The organism is Plantibacter flavus (genome assembly GCF_900177615.1).
Lineage (GTDB): Bacteria > Actinomycetota > Actinomycetes > Actinomycetales > Microbacteriaceae > Plantibacter > Plantibacter flavus.
In genome coordinates, this window is sequence record NZ_FXAP01000004.1 from 266,348 (window position 1) to 283,005 (window position 16,658).

Sequence of the window (16,658 nt, forward strand, 5' to 3'; positions counted from 1 at the left end):
TCACGCCGGACCGGACGATTCTCTGACGATCAGCTCGAACCCGGCCCGCACGCGCCGCCCCGGCCCGACGTGCCCGGCCACGCGTTCGACCAGCATCGCGACGGCCTCGCGGGCGATGGCCTCCTTGTCGGGTGCGACCGTCGTCAGCGACCGCATCGCGTACCGGCCGTCCTCGATGTCGTCGAAGCCCACCACGGCCAGGTCGCGCGGGATGTCGACGCCGCGGTCCCAGGCCGCACGCATCGCGCCCAGCGCCATGAGGTCGTTGAAACAGAACACCCCGTCGGGGGGATCGCCGGCGTCGAGCATCTCGCCCATGACCGCCGCTCCGCTCGCACGATCGTATTCCCCTTCGGCCATATACCGGTTGGGGTCGAGTCCCGCCTCGTGCATCGCGCGCGTGAACCCGTCCACGCGCTGCTTCGCCGTACCCGTGGAACGGGCCTGCCGACCGATGGCGCCGATGCGGGTGCATCCGCGTTCGATCAGGTGCCGGGTCGCCGCGTAGGCCGCCTCGGTACCGTCGATGGCGACATGGTCCGCGCTCGCGCCGTAGTCGCGCTCGCCGAGCAGGACGATCGGCTGGGTCGCGGCGGCTGCTTCGACGTCGGCGGCTGTGAGGTTGAGCGCGTTGAGCAGCACGCCGTCGAACGTCGATGACACCGCTCCCCCGGTGAGTACGGCACGCTCGCGTTCCGGGTCGCCGTTCGTCTGATCGACGACGAGCGTGAGTGAGCGCTTGGTGAGCTCGGGGATCAGGCAACGCGCGAGGTCCGAGAAGTACGGCACGTCGAGCTCGGGGACGACGAGCGCGATGAGACCGCTGCGGTTGTTGCGGAGTCCTCTCGCGTGCGGATTGGGCCGATAACCGAGTTCGTCGATGACCGCCTGCACACGTTTGCGGGTCTCGGCACCGACCCGTCCCGGCAGGTTCACGACGTCCGACACCGTGCGCTGGGAGACACCGGCCGCCTGCGCGACATCCCGTGCGGTCACTGCCATCCGTGCCTCCCCGTCGGTCGCGCACGCTCTACCGTGCGTCCGTCCTGACGCAAGCGTAGCGACTCCGCGACGGCCGGATCATCACGGCAACCGTTTTCCAGATGCGTCTTGTGCTACGTAGCACAAGCCATTAGTGTGTCTCCCTGTCAGCACGGTCGCAGCGAGTCGAAGGAGATGCGCAGCATGTTCGAGAGCCCACCACCCATCACCCGAGCCGCCACATGAGCGCGCTCAACGAGCTGCGCGCGCTGCGGACGCCGAAGGGGGCGGTCAAGCATCGCGACGCCTCCGAGTTCCGGGACAACCGCGCGGCGCTCCTCTTCCTCGGCCCCTGGATCATCGGCTTCCTCGTCATCACGCTCGGGCCGGTGCTCGTCTCGCTCTACCTGTCGTTCACCGACTACAACCTCCTCCAGAACCCGAACTTCACCGGGCTCGAGAACGCACAACGGATGGTCGAGGACCCCCGCCTGCACCAGTCCCTCGGGGTGACCATCACCTACGTCCTGGTCTCGGTGCCGTTGCAGCTCATGGTCGCCCTGGCGATCGCGGTCCTCCTGGATCGCGGCCTGCGCGGGCTCTCGTTCTACCGGTCGGTGCTGTACCTGCCGTCGCTCCTCGGCGGCAGCGTCGCGATCGCCGTCCTCTGGCGACTCGTCTTCGGCTCGAGCGGCCTCGTCAACGCGCTCCTCGCCGTCTTCGGCATCCAGGGGCCCGGTTGGATCTCGGAACCCGACACCGCCCTGTCGACGCTGATCATCCTGCACGTGTGGACGTTCGGCGCCCCGATGGTGATCTTCCTCGCCGGCCTCCGCCAGATCCCGCGGCAGTACTACGAGGCGGCGTCGACGGACGGTGCCGGCCGGTGGACGCAGTTCCGGTCGATCACCCTCCCGCTGCTCAGCCCGATCATCTTCTTCAACCTCGTGCTCGGCATCATCGGCGCGTTCCAGTCGTTCACGCAGGCCTACGTGGTGTCGAACGGATCGGGCGGGCCGTCCGACTCGACGCTGTTCATCACGCTCTACCTGTATCAGAAGGGCTTCGGCAGCTTCCAGATGGGGTACGCGTCGGCGATCGCGTGGCTCCTGCTCATCATCATCGCCGCCGCCACGGCCATCAACTTCTGGGCCTCGAAGTATTGGGTGTTCTACGATGACTGACCTCAAGACCCGCCCGTCCTCCGAGGACGGCCTCTCCCCCGATGCGGCCGCCCGTCGCGAGCGGGGCGACGCTCAACGCGCCAAGCTCCTGCGCCGTCAGCGGATCTCGAGTATCGGCAAGCACGCGCTGCTGATCCTGCTCGGGCTGCTGATGCTCTACCCCGTGCTGTGGATGGTGGTGTCGTCACTCCGCCCGAACGGGTACATCTTCGACAACCCGGGCCTCGTGCTCGACACCTTCGAGGCGTCGAACTACACGAACGGCTGGAACGCGCTCGCGCAGCCGTTCGGCAGCTACCTCGCGAACTCGGCGATCGTGGTCGTCGGCTCGATCATCGGCAACCTGCTCACCTGCTCGCTCGCCGCCTACGGCTTCGCCCGGCTGCGGTTCCGGTTCAAGCGCTTCGCCTTCGCGGCGATGCTGCTCACGATGATGCTGCCGATCCACGTGCTGATCATCCCGCAGTACGTCATCTTCGCGCAGCTCGACTGGATCAACACCTACCTGCCGCTCATCGTGCCGAAGTTCCTCGCGACGGACGCGTTCTTCATCTTCCTCATGGTGCAGTTCATCCGCGGCATCCCCCGCGAGCTCGACGAGGCGGCGCGCATCGACGGGGCGGGACACCTGCGGATCTTCGTGCAGATCATGCTCCCGCTCATGACCCCGGCACTCGCGACGACGGCGATCTTCACCTTCATCTGGACCTGGAACGACTTCTTCGGCCAGCTGATCTTCGTGACGGACCCCGACAAGTACACGTCGTCGGTCGCCCTTCGCTCGTTCGTCGACACCCAGTCGCAATCGGACTACGGCGCCCTCTTCGCCATGAGCGTCGTCACCCTCCTGCCGGTGTTCCTCGCCTTCCTGTTCGGTCAGCGCTTCCTCCTGCGGGGCATCGCGACCACCGGAGGCAAGTAGCCCGGAGTCCCCAACCGGTCCCTGAGCCTGTCGAAGGGCCAACCCATCCACCCCATGCAAAGGAGCATCATGCAACGCCAACCACGATCCCGGTCCCGCCTCCTCGGCTTCGCAGCCGCCACTGCCATCTCGGCGCTCGCCCTCAGCGGCTGTGCCGTCGGCGGTGGGAACGGCGACGCGGCCCTCAGCGACGAGGACGTCACCATCACCTTCAACTGGTGGGGCGCAGCCGCCCGCGACGAGCGCACCCGCGCCGCCATCGACCTCTTCCAGGAGAAGTACCCCAACATCACCGTGAAGGGTCAGTCCACCGAGTGGGGTGGCTACTGGGACAAGCTCGCCACGACGGTCGCCGGCGGGGACGCCCCCGACGTCATGCAGTTCGACCAGCTCTACCTCGCCTCCTACGCCCAGCGCGGGGCGCTCGCCGACCTCGGTGCTCTCGACGAGTTCCTCGACACCTCCGACCTCAGCGCCGAGGTGCTCGATCAGGGCAAGGTCAAGGACGAGCTGTACGGCGTGCCGATCGGTGTCGGTACCGTCGGCCTCATGGTCAACCGGTCCATCTTCGAGCAGTACGGGATCCAGCTGCCCGACGCGACGACCTGGACGTGGGACGAGCTCAACGAGGTCGCCCTGCAGGTGACCGAGGCCTCGGGCGGCGCCGTCCACGGCATGTCCCCCTTCGGTGGCGACATGCCGACCCTCACCCTGTGGGCCCGGCAGCACGGCAACGACATCTACGACAAGGAGGGCAAGGTCATCCTGAAGCCCGAGGTCGTGGAGAGCTACTGGCAGTACGCGCTCGACCAGATCGAGAGCGGCGCGGCCCCGAGCGCCTCGCAGCTGGCCGAGGGCAACGGTGTGGCGATCGACCTCATGGACATGAGCACGGGCAAGGTCGCCATGACCTTCCAGCCGTCGTCCGTGCTCACCGCCTTCCAGGCCGCTGCTCCCGACCACCAGCTCGACCTGCTGCCGTTCCCGGCGGCGAAGGACTCGTCGGAGGGATTCCAGTACCTGAAGCCGTCGATGTACTGGTCGGTCTCGTCGAAGTCCGAGCACCCCGCTGAGGCGGCGTTGCTGGTGGACTTCCTCACGACGGACACCGAGGTCGCGAAACTGTTCGGCACCGAGCGCGGCATGCCGGCGAACCCGGACTTCCAGAAGGCGATCGAGCCCGACCTGACGCCGACGGACCTCATCGTGGCGGGTGTCGTCGACGCCGCGCGCGAGGAGTCGGGCACCCCGCCGGCGATCACCCCGGTCGGTGGTGGCGACAGCGAGAAGATCCTCGGCCGCTACAACCAGGACGTCCAGTTCGGGAAGACCACACCCAAGGAGGCCGCTGAGGCGTTCGTCGCCGAGCTGACGAAGGCCGTCGACGACGCCCGGTAGCACCTCCCCTGCCCGTCGACAGGCTCAGGGACCGCCGATCGGACCCCGGTCCCTGATCCCATCCCCCGGTCCCTGAGCCCCACCCCGGTCCCTGAGCCCCACCCCGGTCCCTGAGCCTGTCGAAGGGCCCGACGACACCTCCACCCACCACGACGCATCGGAACGACACCCATGACGCACCCTCTCCTCTTCCCCGCCCCGCTGCCGAGCGGCCGCGCCGACTCCACGCCGCAGCCGCGCCCGGAGTACCCCCGGCCGCAGCTCGTCCGTGATGGCTGGGTCAACCTCAACGGCCTGTGGGAGTTCGAGATCGACGCCGGCGACAGCGGGCTCGAGCGCGGGCTCCTCGGCCGTGAACTGACCGAACGGATCCTCGTTCCGTTCGCACCGGAGTCGGCCGCGTCGGGCGTCGAGCACACGGACTTCATGGAGGCCGTCTGGTACCGCACGCGGTTCACGGTGCCGGCCGGCTGGCAGGGGAAGCACGGCATCCTGCACTTCGGTGCCGTCGACCACGACACGACCGTGTGGGTGGACGGAGTCGAGGCGATGCGGCATCGGGGTGGCTTCACCCCGATCCGGGTACCGCTCGGCTCGGTCGAGCCGGGCCAGGAGCTGGAGATCGTGGTGCGCGCCCGCGACACCCGCCACGAGCCGAAGGCCGGAGGGAAGCAGGCGACCTGGTACGGCAACACCGACTGCTACTACACCCGCACGACCGGGATCTGGCAGACGGTCTGGGTGGAGGCCGTCGACGAGCTGCACCTGCGTCGCTTCACCGTGGTCCCCGATGCGGACGCCGCACGGTTCGACTGCACGCTCGTCCCCAGCCGGAACGCCGCCGGTGGGACCGCGACGGTGACCCTGTCCGCCGATGGCGTCGTCGTCGCGAGCGAGACGGCGCAGCTCGGGTCGACGATGTCGCCGTCGGTGCGGCTCGAGGTCCCGACCGACCAGGTGCGTCTGTGGAGCCCGGCCGATCCGTTCCTCTATACCCTCGACATCGAGATCCGCGACGGTGCTGGCGACGTCACCGACCGCGTTTCGAGCTACGCGGGGCTGCGGAGTGTCGCGATAGACGGCACCGCGGTGCTGATCAACGGCGAGCATGTCTTCCAGCGGCTCGTGCTCGACCAGGGGTACTGGCCGTCCTCGCTCATGACCGCGCCGGACGACGACGCGCTCGTGGCCGACATCACCCTCGGGATCGACGCCGGGTTCAACGGTGCACGGCTCCACCAGAAGGTGTTCGAGGAGCGGTACCTCTATCACGCGGACCGGCTCGGATATCTGGTGTGGGGCGAGTTCGGCGACTGGGGCGTGTCGGGTGCGGGCACGGTCGGTCACAACCAGGGGCCGACGGCGTCGTTCATCACGCAGTGGGTCGAGGCGTTGGAGCGCGACGTCAACCATCCGTCGATCATCGGCTGGTGCCCGTTGAACGAGACGCACCAGACCCTGCACGACCGCGTGACCGTCCTCGACGACGTCACGCGTGGCATGTTCCTCGCGACGAAGCTCATCGACCCGAGTCGCCCGGTGATCGATGCCTCGGGCTACGCGCACCGGGTGCGGGAGACGGACGTGTGGGACGCGCACTCGTACGAGCAGGACCCGGCGGCGTTCGCTGTCGAGCAGGGCGGGATCGCGGACGGTGAGCCGTTCACGAACCTGGAGGATGGACGCACCATCTCCTTGCCGTACGAGGGGCAGCCGTTCTTCGTGTCGGAGTTCGGCGGCATCTGGTGGAACGCGGAGCTCGCGGCGGCGGACACCGGTGGCGACTCCTGGGGCTACGGCGCACGGGTGGCGTCGGTTGAGGAGTTCCACGAGCGCTTCGCGGGGCTCGTCCGGGTGCTGACCGATGACGAGAACATGTTCGGCTACTGCTACACGCAGCTCACCGACACGTTCCAGGAGCAGAACGGCATCTACGACTTCGATCGCAAGCCGAAGTTCGACTTGGCCCGAGTGCGTGCGGTGCTCGCGGCCGACGCCGCCTACGAGCGTCGCGTCCGCCCCTCCGCCTCCTGATCCCTCGGTCCCTGAGCCCCGCCTTTCGACAGGCTCAGGGACCAGATCCACCCACCGGACCCCGATCCAGGAACTCCAATCCCGTTCCCTGAGCCTGTCGAAGGGCCCACGAGCACACCTCTCCCCTCCGAGCTGCCCCGCCCCGAACCCCTCGGGCCGTCAGCTCATCGCGGTGACGATCACCGTGGCGGCGGCCATGCCGTTGAACCACACGTGCGTCCAGATGCCGGGGCCGAGGCGCTTGGTGGTCGCCGCGTAGACACCGTTGACGACACCGAGCACGAGGATGCTGAGGCCCAGCGTCACCATCGTCACCGGGCTCCCCCACCCTTCGTAGAGGTGCACGGCGGCGAAGAGCAGCGCGCTGACGCCGACGGACACGACGGCCGCGGTCCGCCGACGAGAGGTGGAGGGCGTCGCAACCCCACCGCGCATCGCTCCCGCGGACCGTCCGCGGAGGATCGTGTTCCGGAAGCCGCGCAGCAACAGGCCGCGGAAGAGGAGCTCTTCGCAGAAGGGCGCGACGATGGCGACCGCGATCACCGAGTTGAGGACGACCCACCCGATCTCGGGTGCCGGTGGCGCCATGTTGGACTTCGGCGCTCCGCCCATGAGGGTGATGACGACGCCGTCGATCATGCCGGCGACGAGACGGATGCCGATCGCCGAGCCCAGGCCGATGAAGACGTCGAACCAGCGGAACTGCAGGCCGAAGTCGGTGACCCAGGAGCCGGTGCCGAGCCGTTTGCAGACAACGCCCATCGCCACGAGGATGCCGCCGTAGAAGACGGTCCAAAGGATGAGGTCGGCGAGCTGCGTGTCCCCGAGGGTCGCCGGGAGCACGATGCGGAGCACGACCAGCAAGGCCAGGGTGATCACGAGGATCACGAGCGCGGTGCCTGCACCCCACCGGCTGCCGTCCGCCGGCCTGTACGGCAATGCCGCGGCCGAGCGTCGATCCTCGGCGCGCTGCTGGCGCGGGGTCAGCGGCGAGTCGGTCCGTTCCTGGGTCATCGGACGGGGCGGGAGAAGTGCGCGCGGGCTGCCGGCAGGTACATCTCCACGACGGCGCCGATCGTGACGATCACGACGACGATCGCGAGGATGCTGCCGACGAAGATCGAGGCGATGGAGCCGAGCACGGACAGGACGCCGAAGATCGTGAGGACGACGCGCGCCCAGTTGCGGCCCTGGACCATGAACCACGCGAAGAGCACGTGGAGTGCGGCGCCGATGATCGAGCCGATGCCGGAGGAGATGGTCATGACCTCGGTGGGCACAGGCAGCTTGAGGCTGGTGGCGGCGGCCTGTTCTGCGGGTGAGGTGGCCGTGATGATGCCGGTGATGACGAGGAGGACGGCGACGACCACCCACAGCCAGAAGGAGACGGCGATGGGCGTCGGGACGGTCTTCTTGCCGATGGTCATGGTCATGGTGCTCGTTTCGGTCGTGGAGGATCCGACGACCGGATCCAGGCTGCTCGAACTGTATTGCCCGTCATCTGTCCCCCGGAAGGGAGGTATGTCCCGGCCTATCCGTTTTCCGCAAGAACCGTCGCCCTCCCGGTCCCTGAGCTTGTCGAAGGGCCCGAAACCACCGCCCGAGCACCCTGTCAAGCCCGCTCACGCGCGCTCCCGTACCTCTTAACCTGTTCCCCATGACGAACGACACGAACGACACCGACCAGAACAGCAGCGAGGGAACGCCGAAGCCGGGCGGCCTGGGCGAGAACCAGACCATCCCCAACAGCGAGGACGGCCTCGCGGTGGGTCACGACCCCGACGCCTCGAACTTCAACCAGGAGGAGGACCCCGACCACCCGAGCGACGACGCGTAGGGTTCGGGACGACGAAACGGCGGCCGGTGCAGAAGCACCGGCCGCCGTTTCGTGTGCGGCGTGAGCCGCGATGTGACTAGGCCGCGAGCGAAGCGCGCTGGCGGCGAACCATGACGAGGACCGCGATGAGCGCTGCGCCGAGGGCGACTGCGCCGGCTGCACCCCAGACGACGAACGCCGGAGCGCCGAAGCCGGTGTCAGCGAGGTCGTTGTCGTTGTCGCCCGAGCCGCCCGCGCCAGCTGCCGTCACCGTGAGGGTGGCGCTGCCGGGCGTGCCCGAGGTGAGGCCGACTGCCGCAACGGTGTAGGTGCCGCTGGCGTTGCTCGGAAGCGTCACGTTGAGGTTGACTGCACCGGTGCCCGATGCCGTCTTCTCGAGGGACTTCGTCTCGACCGCGGCGAGGGTGGCGCCGGAGGCGTTCTCACCGGTCAGCGTGAACGAGACCGTCTCGCCGGGCTGGAAGGATCCACCGGTGAAGGCGACCGTGCTGGTGCCGCCCGGCGTGACCGTGCCACTGACCGTGACGGATCCGTCGGGAGCGTAGAAGGCGTTGGCTGCGACAGGCGCGATGAACAGGCCCGCGAGGACCAGCGCGAAGATCGCGGTGATTTTCTTGATCATGAGTGTCCCCTTGAAGGCTCTGCAGGTGTGCTGGTGCAATGACAGTGCTGTAGCCGACCGCCTTGACGATGTCGTCGAGCGGCGGAAGTAGAGCGTGCCTCCCCGACACCCCCCGAAAACGGGTCAAGAGCGACAACAGTCCTTACTGTAGAGCAAATTCACAGTTAATGGACGCTTGTTGTGTTTCAGAGAGATGAACTTTCGGCGTGGCCACGACTTCCGGGGCTCCTGACGCTTCATACGCCGTCACACCGAGGTCGACGGTCGTGCTCTCGCCGGGCGCGAGTTCGATCGCAAACTGGGTGATCGGAAACTCTCCGTCGGTCGCCAGTTGGGAAGGGAGCACCGCTCCATCGCGCTCGACACCGCCCGGCATGGACCCGGGAGGCGCATAGACGATCACCCGGAACCGGAAGCTGCCCTTGGGCACGCCGTACTGGCCCTGGCCCGTGATGTAGTCGTTGAGCGTCGTCGCCGCGTCAGCAGGTGCGGTGTTCGTCAGGGTCAATCGCAGGCCGAGGAGTTTCCCGTCGGAGTCGCATTGCGCCGACCCGACGGCCGTCTGCACGTCGAGGTAGTAGCCCATCTTGCTGCCGGTGGCGTCGTTGATGTACACGCCGAACGCGTTGGGCGCCTGGGCCGCGGTCGGCAGCAGGTCCGTCAGCGTCGTCCCGTCCAGCAGCGTCTGTTCGGATGCATTCGCATTCCAGATCAGTACGCGTCGCTCCGAGCCTGCCTGCGCGAGCGCTCCGATCAGCTTGGTCGGGTCGAAGGTGCCGGAGGCGATCCGTTCGAAGACCGCTCCGGAGGCCGCGGCGAAGAATGCGTCCTGATCGGGGCCGACCGGGTACCGCACATAGACCTCGTTGAGCAGCAGAGCGGCTGCGTTCGCCGAGGTCAGCTCGTCGCCGGTGGCGAGGGCGATCGGGCCGGTCGCGTCGAGCAGGTAGCCGAGGGCGACCGGGTCGATGCTGAGCACGCCGTCGACCCTGGTTCCGAACCGTTCGAGCCACATCTCGGAGGCCAGCTGGGCTGACTCCTGGAACCGGGGCGTCAGCGTGACGTTCTGCAACCATCGACCGGTGATGTTCCCATAGATGCCGGCGGTGTCGCTCGCAAGCGGCAACACGGGCTCCGGGAACCGCGGGAAGTCGGCGGTGGACGCCTGCTGGAGCAACGTGATGCGTCCTCCATCGGTTCCGATGAGCGCGAGCGCGCCGGGGTTCCCGCCACTCGCGCGCGGCTCGGCCGGGTTCTGGAACATCACGAGGTAGGTGCGCGGCCCGTCGGCGCCGAGCATGGCCGGCATCAGGTCGATCGCCCGCCTCGCCGCGTCCACGGTGTCGGCGGTCTCGGTGAGAACGGGGCGCAGCTGGTCGACCGCGCCGCGGACCTGACTGATGAGCGGGCCCTCGTCGATCGTCCGCACGCGTTCGGCGGCATCTTCCAGGGCGTCGTCGGCCTTGCGCACGTCCGCCTGCGCATCGACGATCGGCTCCACCGGCACCGCGCCATCGACCGGCTTGAACAGTTCCGGGCGGAGGGAACCCGCGAGGTTCACCAATGGTGTGATGGCGCCAACCGCGACGTCTTCGGTCGCGCCGGCCAGCTCGCGGACGGCGGTGAGGTTCGGTCCGACCCACGGGACGATCTCGGCGGCTCGCCAGATCGGATCACTCGTGAGGCCGGCGGCCGATCGCGCATGCGCAGCCAGCTCGCGTGCGGTCTTGCCGGCCGCGCCCGGATCGTCGGCGACGACCTGCTCGCGAACCGTCTGCGCCAGCGGAACAGCCGCTTCGAGCTCACCCTTGGCGAGGAATGCGCGCACGCCGATCCAGGCCACAGCCGCGACAACGACGAGGACGAGACCACCGACGATGAGCAGCGTCCTGCGACGGCGCACCTTCAGCCGCTCGTCACGCGCACCCTCCCGGCGACGGGCGCGCGAACTGGCGCTCGACCTGCGGCGAGAACCGTCAGTGCGGCTCGACCCCTCGGACCGTCGGGCGGCGGGGCGATCGCCGGAAGATGAACGACGGTCGTCGGATGGGGACGGCATGGGCGCTATTCAATCACGACGCCTGTTCCACCGGACACGGCGGTCACACCGAGCACGAGGAGCGAGGCGTTGAAGACGATGTGCGTCACGATGGCCGGACCGAGGCGCCCGGTGAGGACTGCGGCGGTGCCGGTTCCGAGGCCGACGAGGAACGTCCCGACACCGGTGACGAGTGCTTCCGACGGCCCGCTGGCGACCACGAGGTGCAGCGAAGCGAACAGCGCTGCCGAGATCACGACGGCGATCCACGCGACCCGGCCGGGCAGACTCCCGCGCACCGATCGCAGCACGAGCCCCCGGAAGAACAGCTCCTCGACGACGGGCGCGATCACCGTCGCTGCGAGCACTGCGACGATGAACGACATCACGATGAGCGCGCTCCCGGTCGGCGCTCCGCCGCCGGCCGTCGACGGCAGTGAGCCGTAGACGACCACCTCGAGGACACTGACGAGGATGCGGAGGATCAGCCCCGCGGCCAGCCCCCAGAGGAGGTCGATCGGTCGGAGAGCGAGGCCGAGCACCGGTGCACTTCCCCGAGGAGCCGAAATAGCGAACCGGGCGAGCAGAACCGCGCCGAGGAGTGGGACCCACACCAGCACGTAGCCACCGAGCGCGTCGAACGGCTGCGGGATCTGCACCCCGGCCCGCATGGTCGCGGCCAGGAGCGCTGCGACAGCGAGCCCGATGAGGGCGATGGTCAGCCGCGTCCTGGCGTGTCGCGTGTCCGTACTCGAAGGGGTTCCTGGGTCGTCCGTCACGGTCGCAAAGCTACGCCACGCGTCGACTCGCTCGATCACGACGCTCGGGAACAGCTGACGGTTTGTGGCACCATGGCTCACAACCCCCTCTTCGGGGCCGCCTCCAACCGAGGTGCCATGCTCTCCCCTCTGACTGATCGGACGCCACCGCGTGGAGCTTCGTGACTATCTCCGTGTCCTTCGCAAGTACTGGGTGCTGATCGTGGCGCTCGCGCTCGTCGGGATCGGTGTGGCTGCGACCTATTCGATCGTCAAGACGCCGGAATACAGCTCGTCGGCCAAGGTGTTCGTCTCGACGCAGTCCAGCGACAACGTGCAGGAACTCGCCCAAGGCAACACGTTTACTCAGCAGCGGGTGAAAACCTACGCCGACCTCGTCAGCACTCCGATCGTGTTGCTCCCGGTCATCGGCACACTACAGCTCAACATCACGGCCGGGCAGCTCGCCGAGCAGGTGACCGCGTCAGCGCCGCTTGACACCACCCTCATCGAGATCACCGCGATGAGCCCCGATCCGGTCCTTGCAGCCGAGATCGCGAACACCACCGCCGAAAGTCTCACTAATGCAGTGTCCAAGATCGAAACGCCGGAGGATGGCGCTTCCAGTCCGGTCAAGCTCACCCTGGTGCAGCAGGCCGACGTGCCGAACGCTCCGGTGAGCCCGAACGTCCCGCTCAACATCGCCCTCGGCCTCCTTATCGGTCTCGCTCTCGGGGTCGGTTTCGCCGTGTTGAAGGAGACGCTGGACACCCGCATCCGCAACGAGCGCGACGTCGAAGGTGTCACCGACATCCCGCTCATGGGCGGCATCGCCTTCGATCCGAAGGCCCGGCAGCGACCACTCATCGTGCAGGCCGACCCGAAGAGCCCGCGCGCCGAGTCGTTCCGCAGCCTCCGGACGAATTTGCAGTTCCTCGACGTGACCGACCAGCCTCGCAGCTACGTCATCACGTCCTCGATCCAGAGCGAGGGCAAGAGCACGACGGCGGCGAATCTGGCAATCGCGCTCGCCGACGCCGGCCACAGGGTCGTACTCATCGACGCAGACCTGCGGCGCCCCAAGCTTGCGAATTACTTCGACATCGAGGGCGCGGTCGGGCTCAGCGATGTCTTGATCCGGCGCGCTTCCCTCGATGACACCATCCAGCCCTGGGGGCGCGGGCTCTTGCAGATCCTGCCTGCCGGTGCCGTTCCACCGAACCCCAGCGAGCTCCTCGGCTCCGTGACGATGCAGAAGCTGATCCGCGGCCTCGAGCAGCAGTTCGACTACGTCCTCATCGACGCACCGCCGCTCCTGCCAGTCACCGACGGTGCGCTCCTCGCCCGTCACACCGGCGGCGCGTTGGTCGTCGTGGCAGCGGGTCGCACGCACAAGAACCAGCTCAAGGGCGCGATCGAGTCGCTCGCTCATGTGAACGCCTCCATCGCGGGGCTCGTCATGACGATGGTTCCAACCAAGGGGCCCGACGCCTACGGGTATGCGCGCTACGGCTACGGAGCCGGGTACGGCTACGCCGAGGATGTGAAGAAGTGACGGGTTCCTCTGGAACCCATGAGCGGCCGTTCTCGGTCCTCTTCGTCTGCACGGGGAACATCTGCCGCTCAGCGCTCGGTGCGCAGATCCTCACGGCGAGGCTCGCCGCAGCCGGGGTGACCGCTGGCAGCAGGCCGATCGCTGTGTCGAGCGCGGGTACGGGAGTCGGCCAGGGCCTCGAGATGCCCCACGAGGTGGTCGAACAGTCGCGCCGGTTCGGTGGCTCACCGGAGGGCCACGTCCCCACACCGCTCGACCGCGACCTCGTGGCCGATGCCGACTTGATCCTGACGGCGACCCGCGAGCACCGCAGCGTCGTGGCACGGCTCCTCCCCCGAGCCTCCCGCGTCTCGTTCACCGTGCCGCAGTTCGCGAGGCTCGTTGCAGAGGCCCCGGTCGTCTCCGATCCGTGGGCACTCGTCAACGAGGTGGCCGCGCAGCGAGGAGCCGTTCCCCCACCGGAGGACCCGGACGATGACGACATCGAAGACCCGTACCGCCGGAGCGCGTCCACCTACGCGCGGGTCGGCGACCAGATCCACGGCCACGTGGCCGTCATCGCGGATCGACTCGCTCAGGCAGGCGACCGAGCGTGACGCCCAAGCAGAGCAGGTCCACGTATCGCGCGGGCGATCGCAAGGAGACCTTCTGGGATCGGCTCGGCTCCAAACGTCGGACGCTGGCGATCATCGGGCTAGCGCTGTTCCTCATCGCTGATGTCGTCCTCGTCGGGCTCGCGCTCACGGCCAACGGCCGTAGCACCGATGAGCCCACGCAGCGCCCGATTCCGACGTTCGGTGGGACGCCGTCGGCCACTGCCTCGCCGGAGGTCACTGAGGAGCCCGTTGCCACTCAGTCGACCGAGCGGTTCATGGCTGCGGGGAACGCCACGGTCCTCTGGCGTGCGACACAGGGCACCTGCGAGGCTCCCGCCGTCGTCGAGCGCAGCGAGGACGCTGGTGTCACCTGGGCGGTGATCCCGACCGCCCAGGCGTTCGACCTCCGCGTCGTCTACGCCCTGACGGCGACGAGCGAGGACGAGGTGCAGCTCGTCGGATCAGCCGGGGTGGACTGCGCGGTCAGCGGATTCTCGTCGACCGACGCCGGCGACACCTGGGACTCCTCGCCCGAGTTGCTCTCGACCGTCGCGTACCAGACGCCGGCTGCAGCCGATGGCTCGAGCGCTGTTGTGCTGGCTGGTCAAACGGTAGCCGCACCGTGTCCAGGGGTCGAGGCCATGGCGGCGGGGTCCGAGCGCACCGTAGCCGCCTGTTCAGCTGTGCTCGCAGAGTGGGACGCGACGACCGGATCATGGTCGGCGATCCCGTTCGCCGGTATCCACGCCCTCGATGTCCAGGCCGAGCAGATCGTGTTCGCCGCCCGAGGCGTTCCGGGGTGCGCGGGACTTGGCGTGCTTCGCGTGTCGGGCGCCACGCTCACCTCGGCATCCTCAGCTGAGAGCATCGGCTGCGTTTCCGACGCCGACCTCGCAGAGCCGGCGGCACTGGCCTCCAGCGACGGCGCGAGCTGGCTCTGGGTTGGCGACGCGCTGTTCACCACGAGCGATGGCGGGGCCACCTGGACAGCACTCTCATCCTGAGCCATTCTTCAGACGCCGCTCGCAGTAGGGTTTTCCCTACATTTGTCGCTCTCGTGGCCCAAACGGGTGACATCCACCAAAAGGAGGACAGATGTTGCGCATCTCGACCGCTAGTCTCAACAACATCGATACAGCCGCGTATCGAAACCGTGATTCTGCCCATCGTCATCAGTAGTAACTACGTGTTCCACCACGGAGACCGCATGCTGTCGCAGCCTTCCGTGCCGCTGTCAACGACGCCTGCGAGCACTGCCCCCGCCCCAGCTCCCGTCGCCGTGCGCGATTGGCGTCGGGTGTACGCGAACCGTCTGGCCTTGACCGATGCGCTCGTACTCATCTGGGTGGTGTTCGGCACGCAGCTCGTCTGGTTCGACTTCGACCAGGAGACGACCGATGTCGGCCTCTCCAACAGGATGTACGTCGCCGTCAACTACACGGTCATCTCGCTCGTCCTCATCGGCGCGTGGATGCTGACCCTCCGCGTGTTCGGCACCCGCGAGGCTCGTATCGTCGGTAACGGCAACGCCGAGTACAAGCTCATCGCCGACGCGAGCATCCGACTGTTCGGCCTCGTCGCGATCGTCGCCTTTCTCTTCAAACTCGACCTCGCCCGCGGGTACTTCCTCCTTGCGTTCCCGCTCGGCATCCTCGTGCTCCTCCTCTCGCGCTGGATGTGGCGGCAGTGGCTGTCAGTGCAGCGCGCGCGGGGTAACTACTCCTCGCGCGTCCTCCTCGTCGGGTCCGCTGACTCCGCGGAGCACATCGCCGGGGAGTTGGGCCGCTCGACGGATTCGGGGTACCACGTCGTCGGCGCCTGCGTTCCGACGGGCAAGGTCGGTGGCACGCTCGGATCGACGACGATCCCCGTGTCCGGCACCGTCGACACCGTGCTGCAAGCGCTCGAAGCGACGGGTGCGGACACCGTCATCATCACGAGTTCCGACGAGCTCACGCCGGTGCGGGTCAGGCAGCTCAGCTGGAGCCTCGAGCCCGGTCGTCAGCACCTCATCGTCGCGCCGAGCCTCACCGACATCGGTGGCCCTCGCATCCACACACGTCCCGTCGCCGGCCTGCCGCTCATTCATGTGGAGACCCCGCGCTACGAGGGGCGAAAGCGGTTCTCGAAGCGGTTCTTCGACATCCTCGGTTCCGGCGCGATCCTGCTCGTCGCGTCACCGATCCTGCTCATCGTCGCCCTGCTCGTGAAGTTCACCAGCCCCGGCCCGGTGCTCTACCGCCAAGAGCGGGTCGGACTCAACGGTGAACCGTTCAACATGCTGAAGTTCCGCTCCATGCGAGTGAACGCCGACGCTGAGCTCGCCGCATTGCTCGCTCAGCAGGGAACCAGCGACCGCCCGCTGTTCAAGGTGCAGAACGACCCACGCTTGACCCGCGTCGGCGCCACCCTCCGGAAGTTCTCGCTCGACGAGTTCCCCCAGCTCATCAACGTCTTCCGCGGCGACATGAGCCTCGTCGGCCCGCGCCCGCAGCGCGAGGGCGAAGTAGCTCTGTACGACTCCGCCGCCAAGCGTCGCCTCATCGTGCAGCCCGGCATGACGGGCCTCTGGCAGGTCAGTGGTCGCTCGGCCCTCAGCTGGGAGGACGCGATACGCCTGGACCTGTATTACGTCGAGAACTGGTCGCTCATGGGCGACGTCGTCATCCTCTGGCGGACAATCCGGGCCGTTGTGGCTCCAGGCAAGGAAGCCCACTGATGGCGCAGCCAGAC

General features: G+C 67.8%; 15 protein-coding genes. 9 read left to right on the plus strand and 6 right to left on the minus strand.

What is annotated here, in order from left to right; translation table 11 throughout:
- Positions 1-1,002 (minus strand): LacI family DNA-binding transcriptional regulator, encoded by a 1,002-nt coding sequence (locus B9Y95_RS13750; RefSeq protein WP_085512499.1) that lies wholly within the window; start codon positions 1,000-1,002, stop codon positions 1-3.
- 221 nt (positions 1,003-1,223) lie between these two features.
- Between B9Y95_RS13750 and B9Y95_RS13755 the strand changes: the two genes are divergently transcribed.
- From B9Y95_RS13755 to B9Y95_RS13770, 4 genes are all read left to right on the plus strand, one after another.
- Positions 1,224-2,165 carry a carbohydrate ABC transporter permease gene (locus B9Y95_RS13755; RefSeq protein WP_085512502.1) on the plus strand — a complete coding sequence of 314 codons (942 nt, stop codon included), beginning with the start codon at positions 1,224-1,226 and terminating at the stop codon, positions 2,163-2,165.
- Entirely contained in the window at positions 2,158-3,087 is a 930-nt protein-coding gene (locus B9Y95_RS13760; RefSeq protein ID WP_085512504.1) for a carbohydrate ABC transporter permease, read from the plus strand. The genes B9Y95_RS13755 and B9Y95_RS13760 overlap by 8 nt, the downstream gene beginning before the upstream one ends.
- Positions 3,088-3,156: 69 nt before the next feature.
- Positions 3,157-4,485, plus strand: coding sequence for an ABC transporter substrate-binding protein (locus B9Y95_RS13765; RefSeq protein WP_159453411.1), 1,329 nt, complete (start codon positions 3,157-3,159; stop codon positions 4,483-4,485).
- A gap of 171 nt (positions 4,486-4,656) precedes the next feature.
- Positions 4,657-6,519 carry a glycoside hydrolase family 2 protein gene (locus tag B9Y95_RS13770; protein ID WP_085512510.1) on the plus strand — a complete coding sequence of 621 codons (1,863 nt, stop codon included), beginning with the start codon at positions 4,657-4,659 and terminating at the stop codon, positions 6,517-6,519.
- A 159-nt stretch (positions 6,520-6,678) separates the two neighbouring features.
- Here the strand turns inward: B9Y95_RS13770 and B9Y95_RS13775 are convergent, their stop codons facing one another.
- Both B9Y95_RS13775 and B9Y95_RS13780 read right to left on the minus strand, forming a co-directional pair.
- Entirely contained in the window at positions 6,679-7,533 is an 855-nt protein-coding gene (locus B9Y95_RS13775; protein ID WP_085512512.1) for a CPBP family intramembrane glutamic endopeptidase, read from the minus strand.
- Complete coding sequence (locus B9Y95_RS13780) at positions 7,530-7,952, minus strand: hypothetical protein (RefSeq protein WP_085512515.1); 423 nt, start codon at positions 7,950-7,952, stop codon at positions 7,530-7,532. Before B9Y95_RS13780 ends, B9Y95_RS13775 begins: the two co-directional genes overlap by 4 nt.
- A 224-nt stretch (positions 7,953-8,176) precedes the next feature.
- Between B9Y95_RS13780 and B9Y95_RS13785 the strand changes: the two genes are divergently transcribed.
- A complete protein-coding gene (locus B9Y95_RS13785) occupies positions 8,177-8,356 on the plus strand; it encodes a hypothetical protein (RefSeq protein WP_064296076.1) in 180 nt (59 codons plus the stop codon).
- A 76-nt stretch (positions 8,357-8,432) separates the two neighbouring features.
- On the opposite strand, the gene B9Y95_RS13790 is transcribed toward B9Y95_RS13785, so the two are convergent.
- The 3 genes from B9Y95_RS13790 to B9Y95_RS13800 all read right to left on the minus strand — a co-directional run bounded on the left by B9Y95_RS13790 (position 8,433) and on the right by B9Y95_RS13800 (position 11,795).
- Complete coding sequence (locus B9Y95_RS13790; RefSeq protein WP_085512517.1) at positions 8,433-8,978, minus strand: hypothetical protein; 546 nt, start codon at positions 8,976-8,978, stop codon at positions 8,433-8,435.
- A 142-nt stretch (positions 8,979-9,120) separates the two neighbouring features.
- The gene (locus B9Y95_RS13795; protein ID WP_159453412.1) at positions 9,121-10,881 is read right to left on the minus strand and encodes a DUF4012 domain-containing protein; all 1,761 of its coding nucleotides are present in this window, start codon (positions 10,879-10,881) and stop codon (positions 9,121-9,123) included.
- 161 nt (positions 10,882-11,042) lie between these two features.
- Positions 11,043-11,795, minus strand: coding sequence for a CPBP family intramembrane glutamic endopeptidase (locus B9Y95_RS13800; RefSeq protein WP_085512523.1), 753 nt, complete (start codon positions 11,793-11,795; stop codon positions 11,043-11,045).
- Positions 11,796-11,946: 151 nt separating this feature from the next.
- Between B9Y95_RS13800 and B9Y95_RS13805 the strand changes: the two genes are divergently transcribed.
- The 4 genes from B9Y95_RS13805 (at position 11,947) to B9Y95_RS13820 (ending at position 16,644) form a co-directional block, all read left to right on the plus strand.
- Positions 11,947-13,329, plus strand: coding sequence for a tyrosine-protein kinase domain-containing protein (locus B9Y95_RS13805; protein WP_085512525.1), 1,383 nt, complete (start codon positions 11,947-11,949; stop codon positions 13,327-13,329).
- Positions 13,326-13,925, plus strand: coding sequence for an arsenate reductase/protein-tyrosine-phosphatase family protein (locus B9Y95_RS13810; protein ID WP_085512527.1), 600 nt, complete (start codon positions 13,326-13,328; stop codon positions 13,923-13,925). Before B9Y95_RS13805 ends, B9Y95_RS13810 begins: the two co-directional genes overlap by 4 nt.
- A complete protein-coding gene (locus tag B9Y95_RS13815; RefSeq protein ID WP_085512529.1) occupies positions 13,922-14,929 on the plus strand; it encodes a beta propeller repeat protein in 1,008 nt (335 codons plus the stop codon). The genes B9Y95_RS13810 and B9Y95_RS13815 overlap by 4 nt, the downstream gene beginning before the upstream one ends.
- 203 nt (positions 14,930-15,132) lie before the next feature.
- Positions 15,133-16,644, plus strand: a complete 1,512-nt coding sequence (locus tag B9Y95_RS13820; protein WP_085512531.1) for a sugar transferase — start codon at positions 15,133-15,135, stop codon at positions 16,642-16,644.
- Positions 16,645-16,658: the final 14 nt, after the last annotated feature.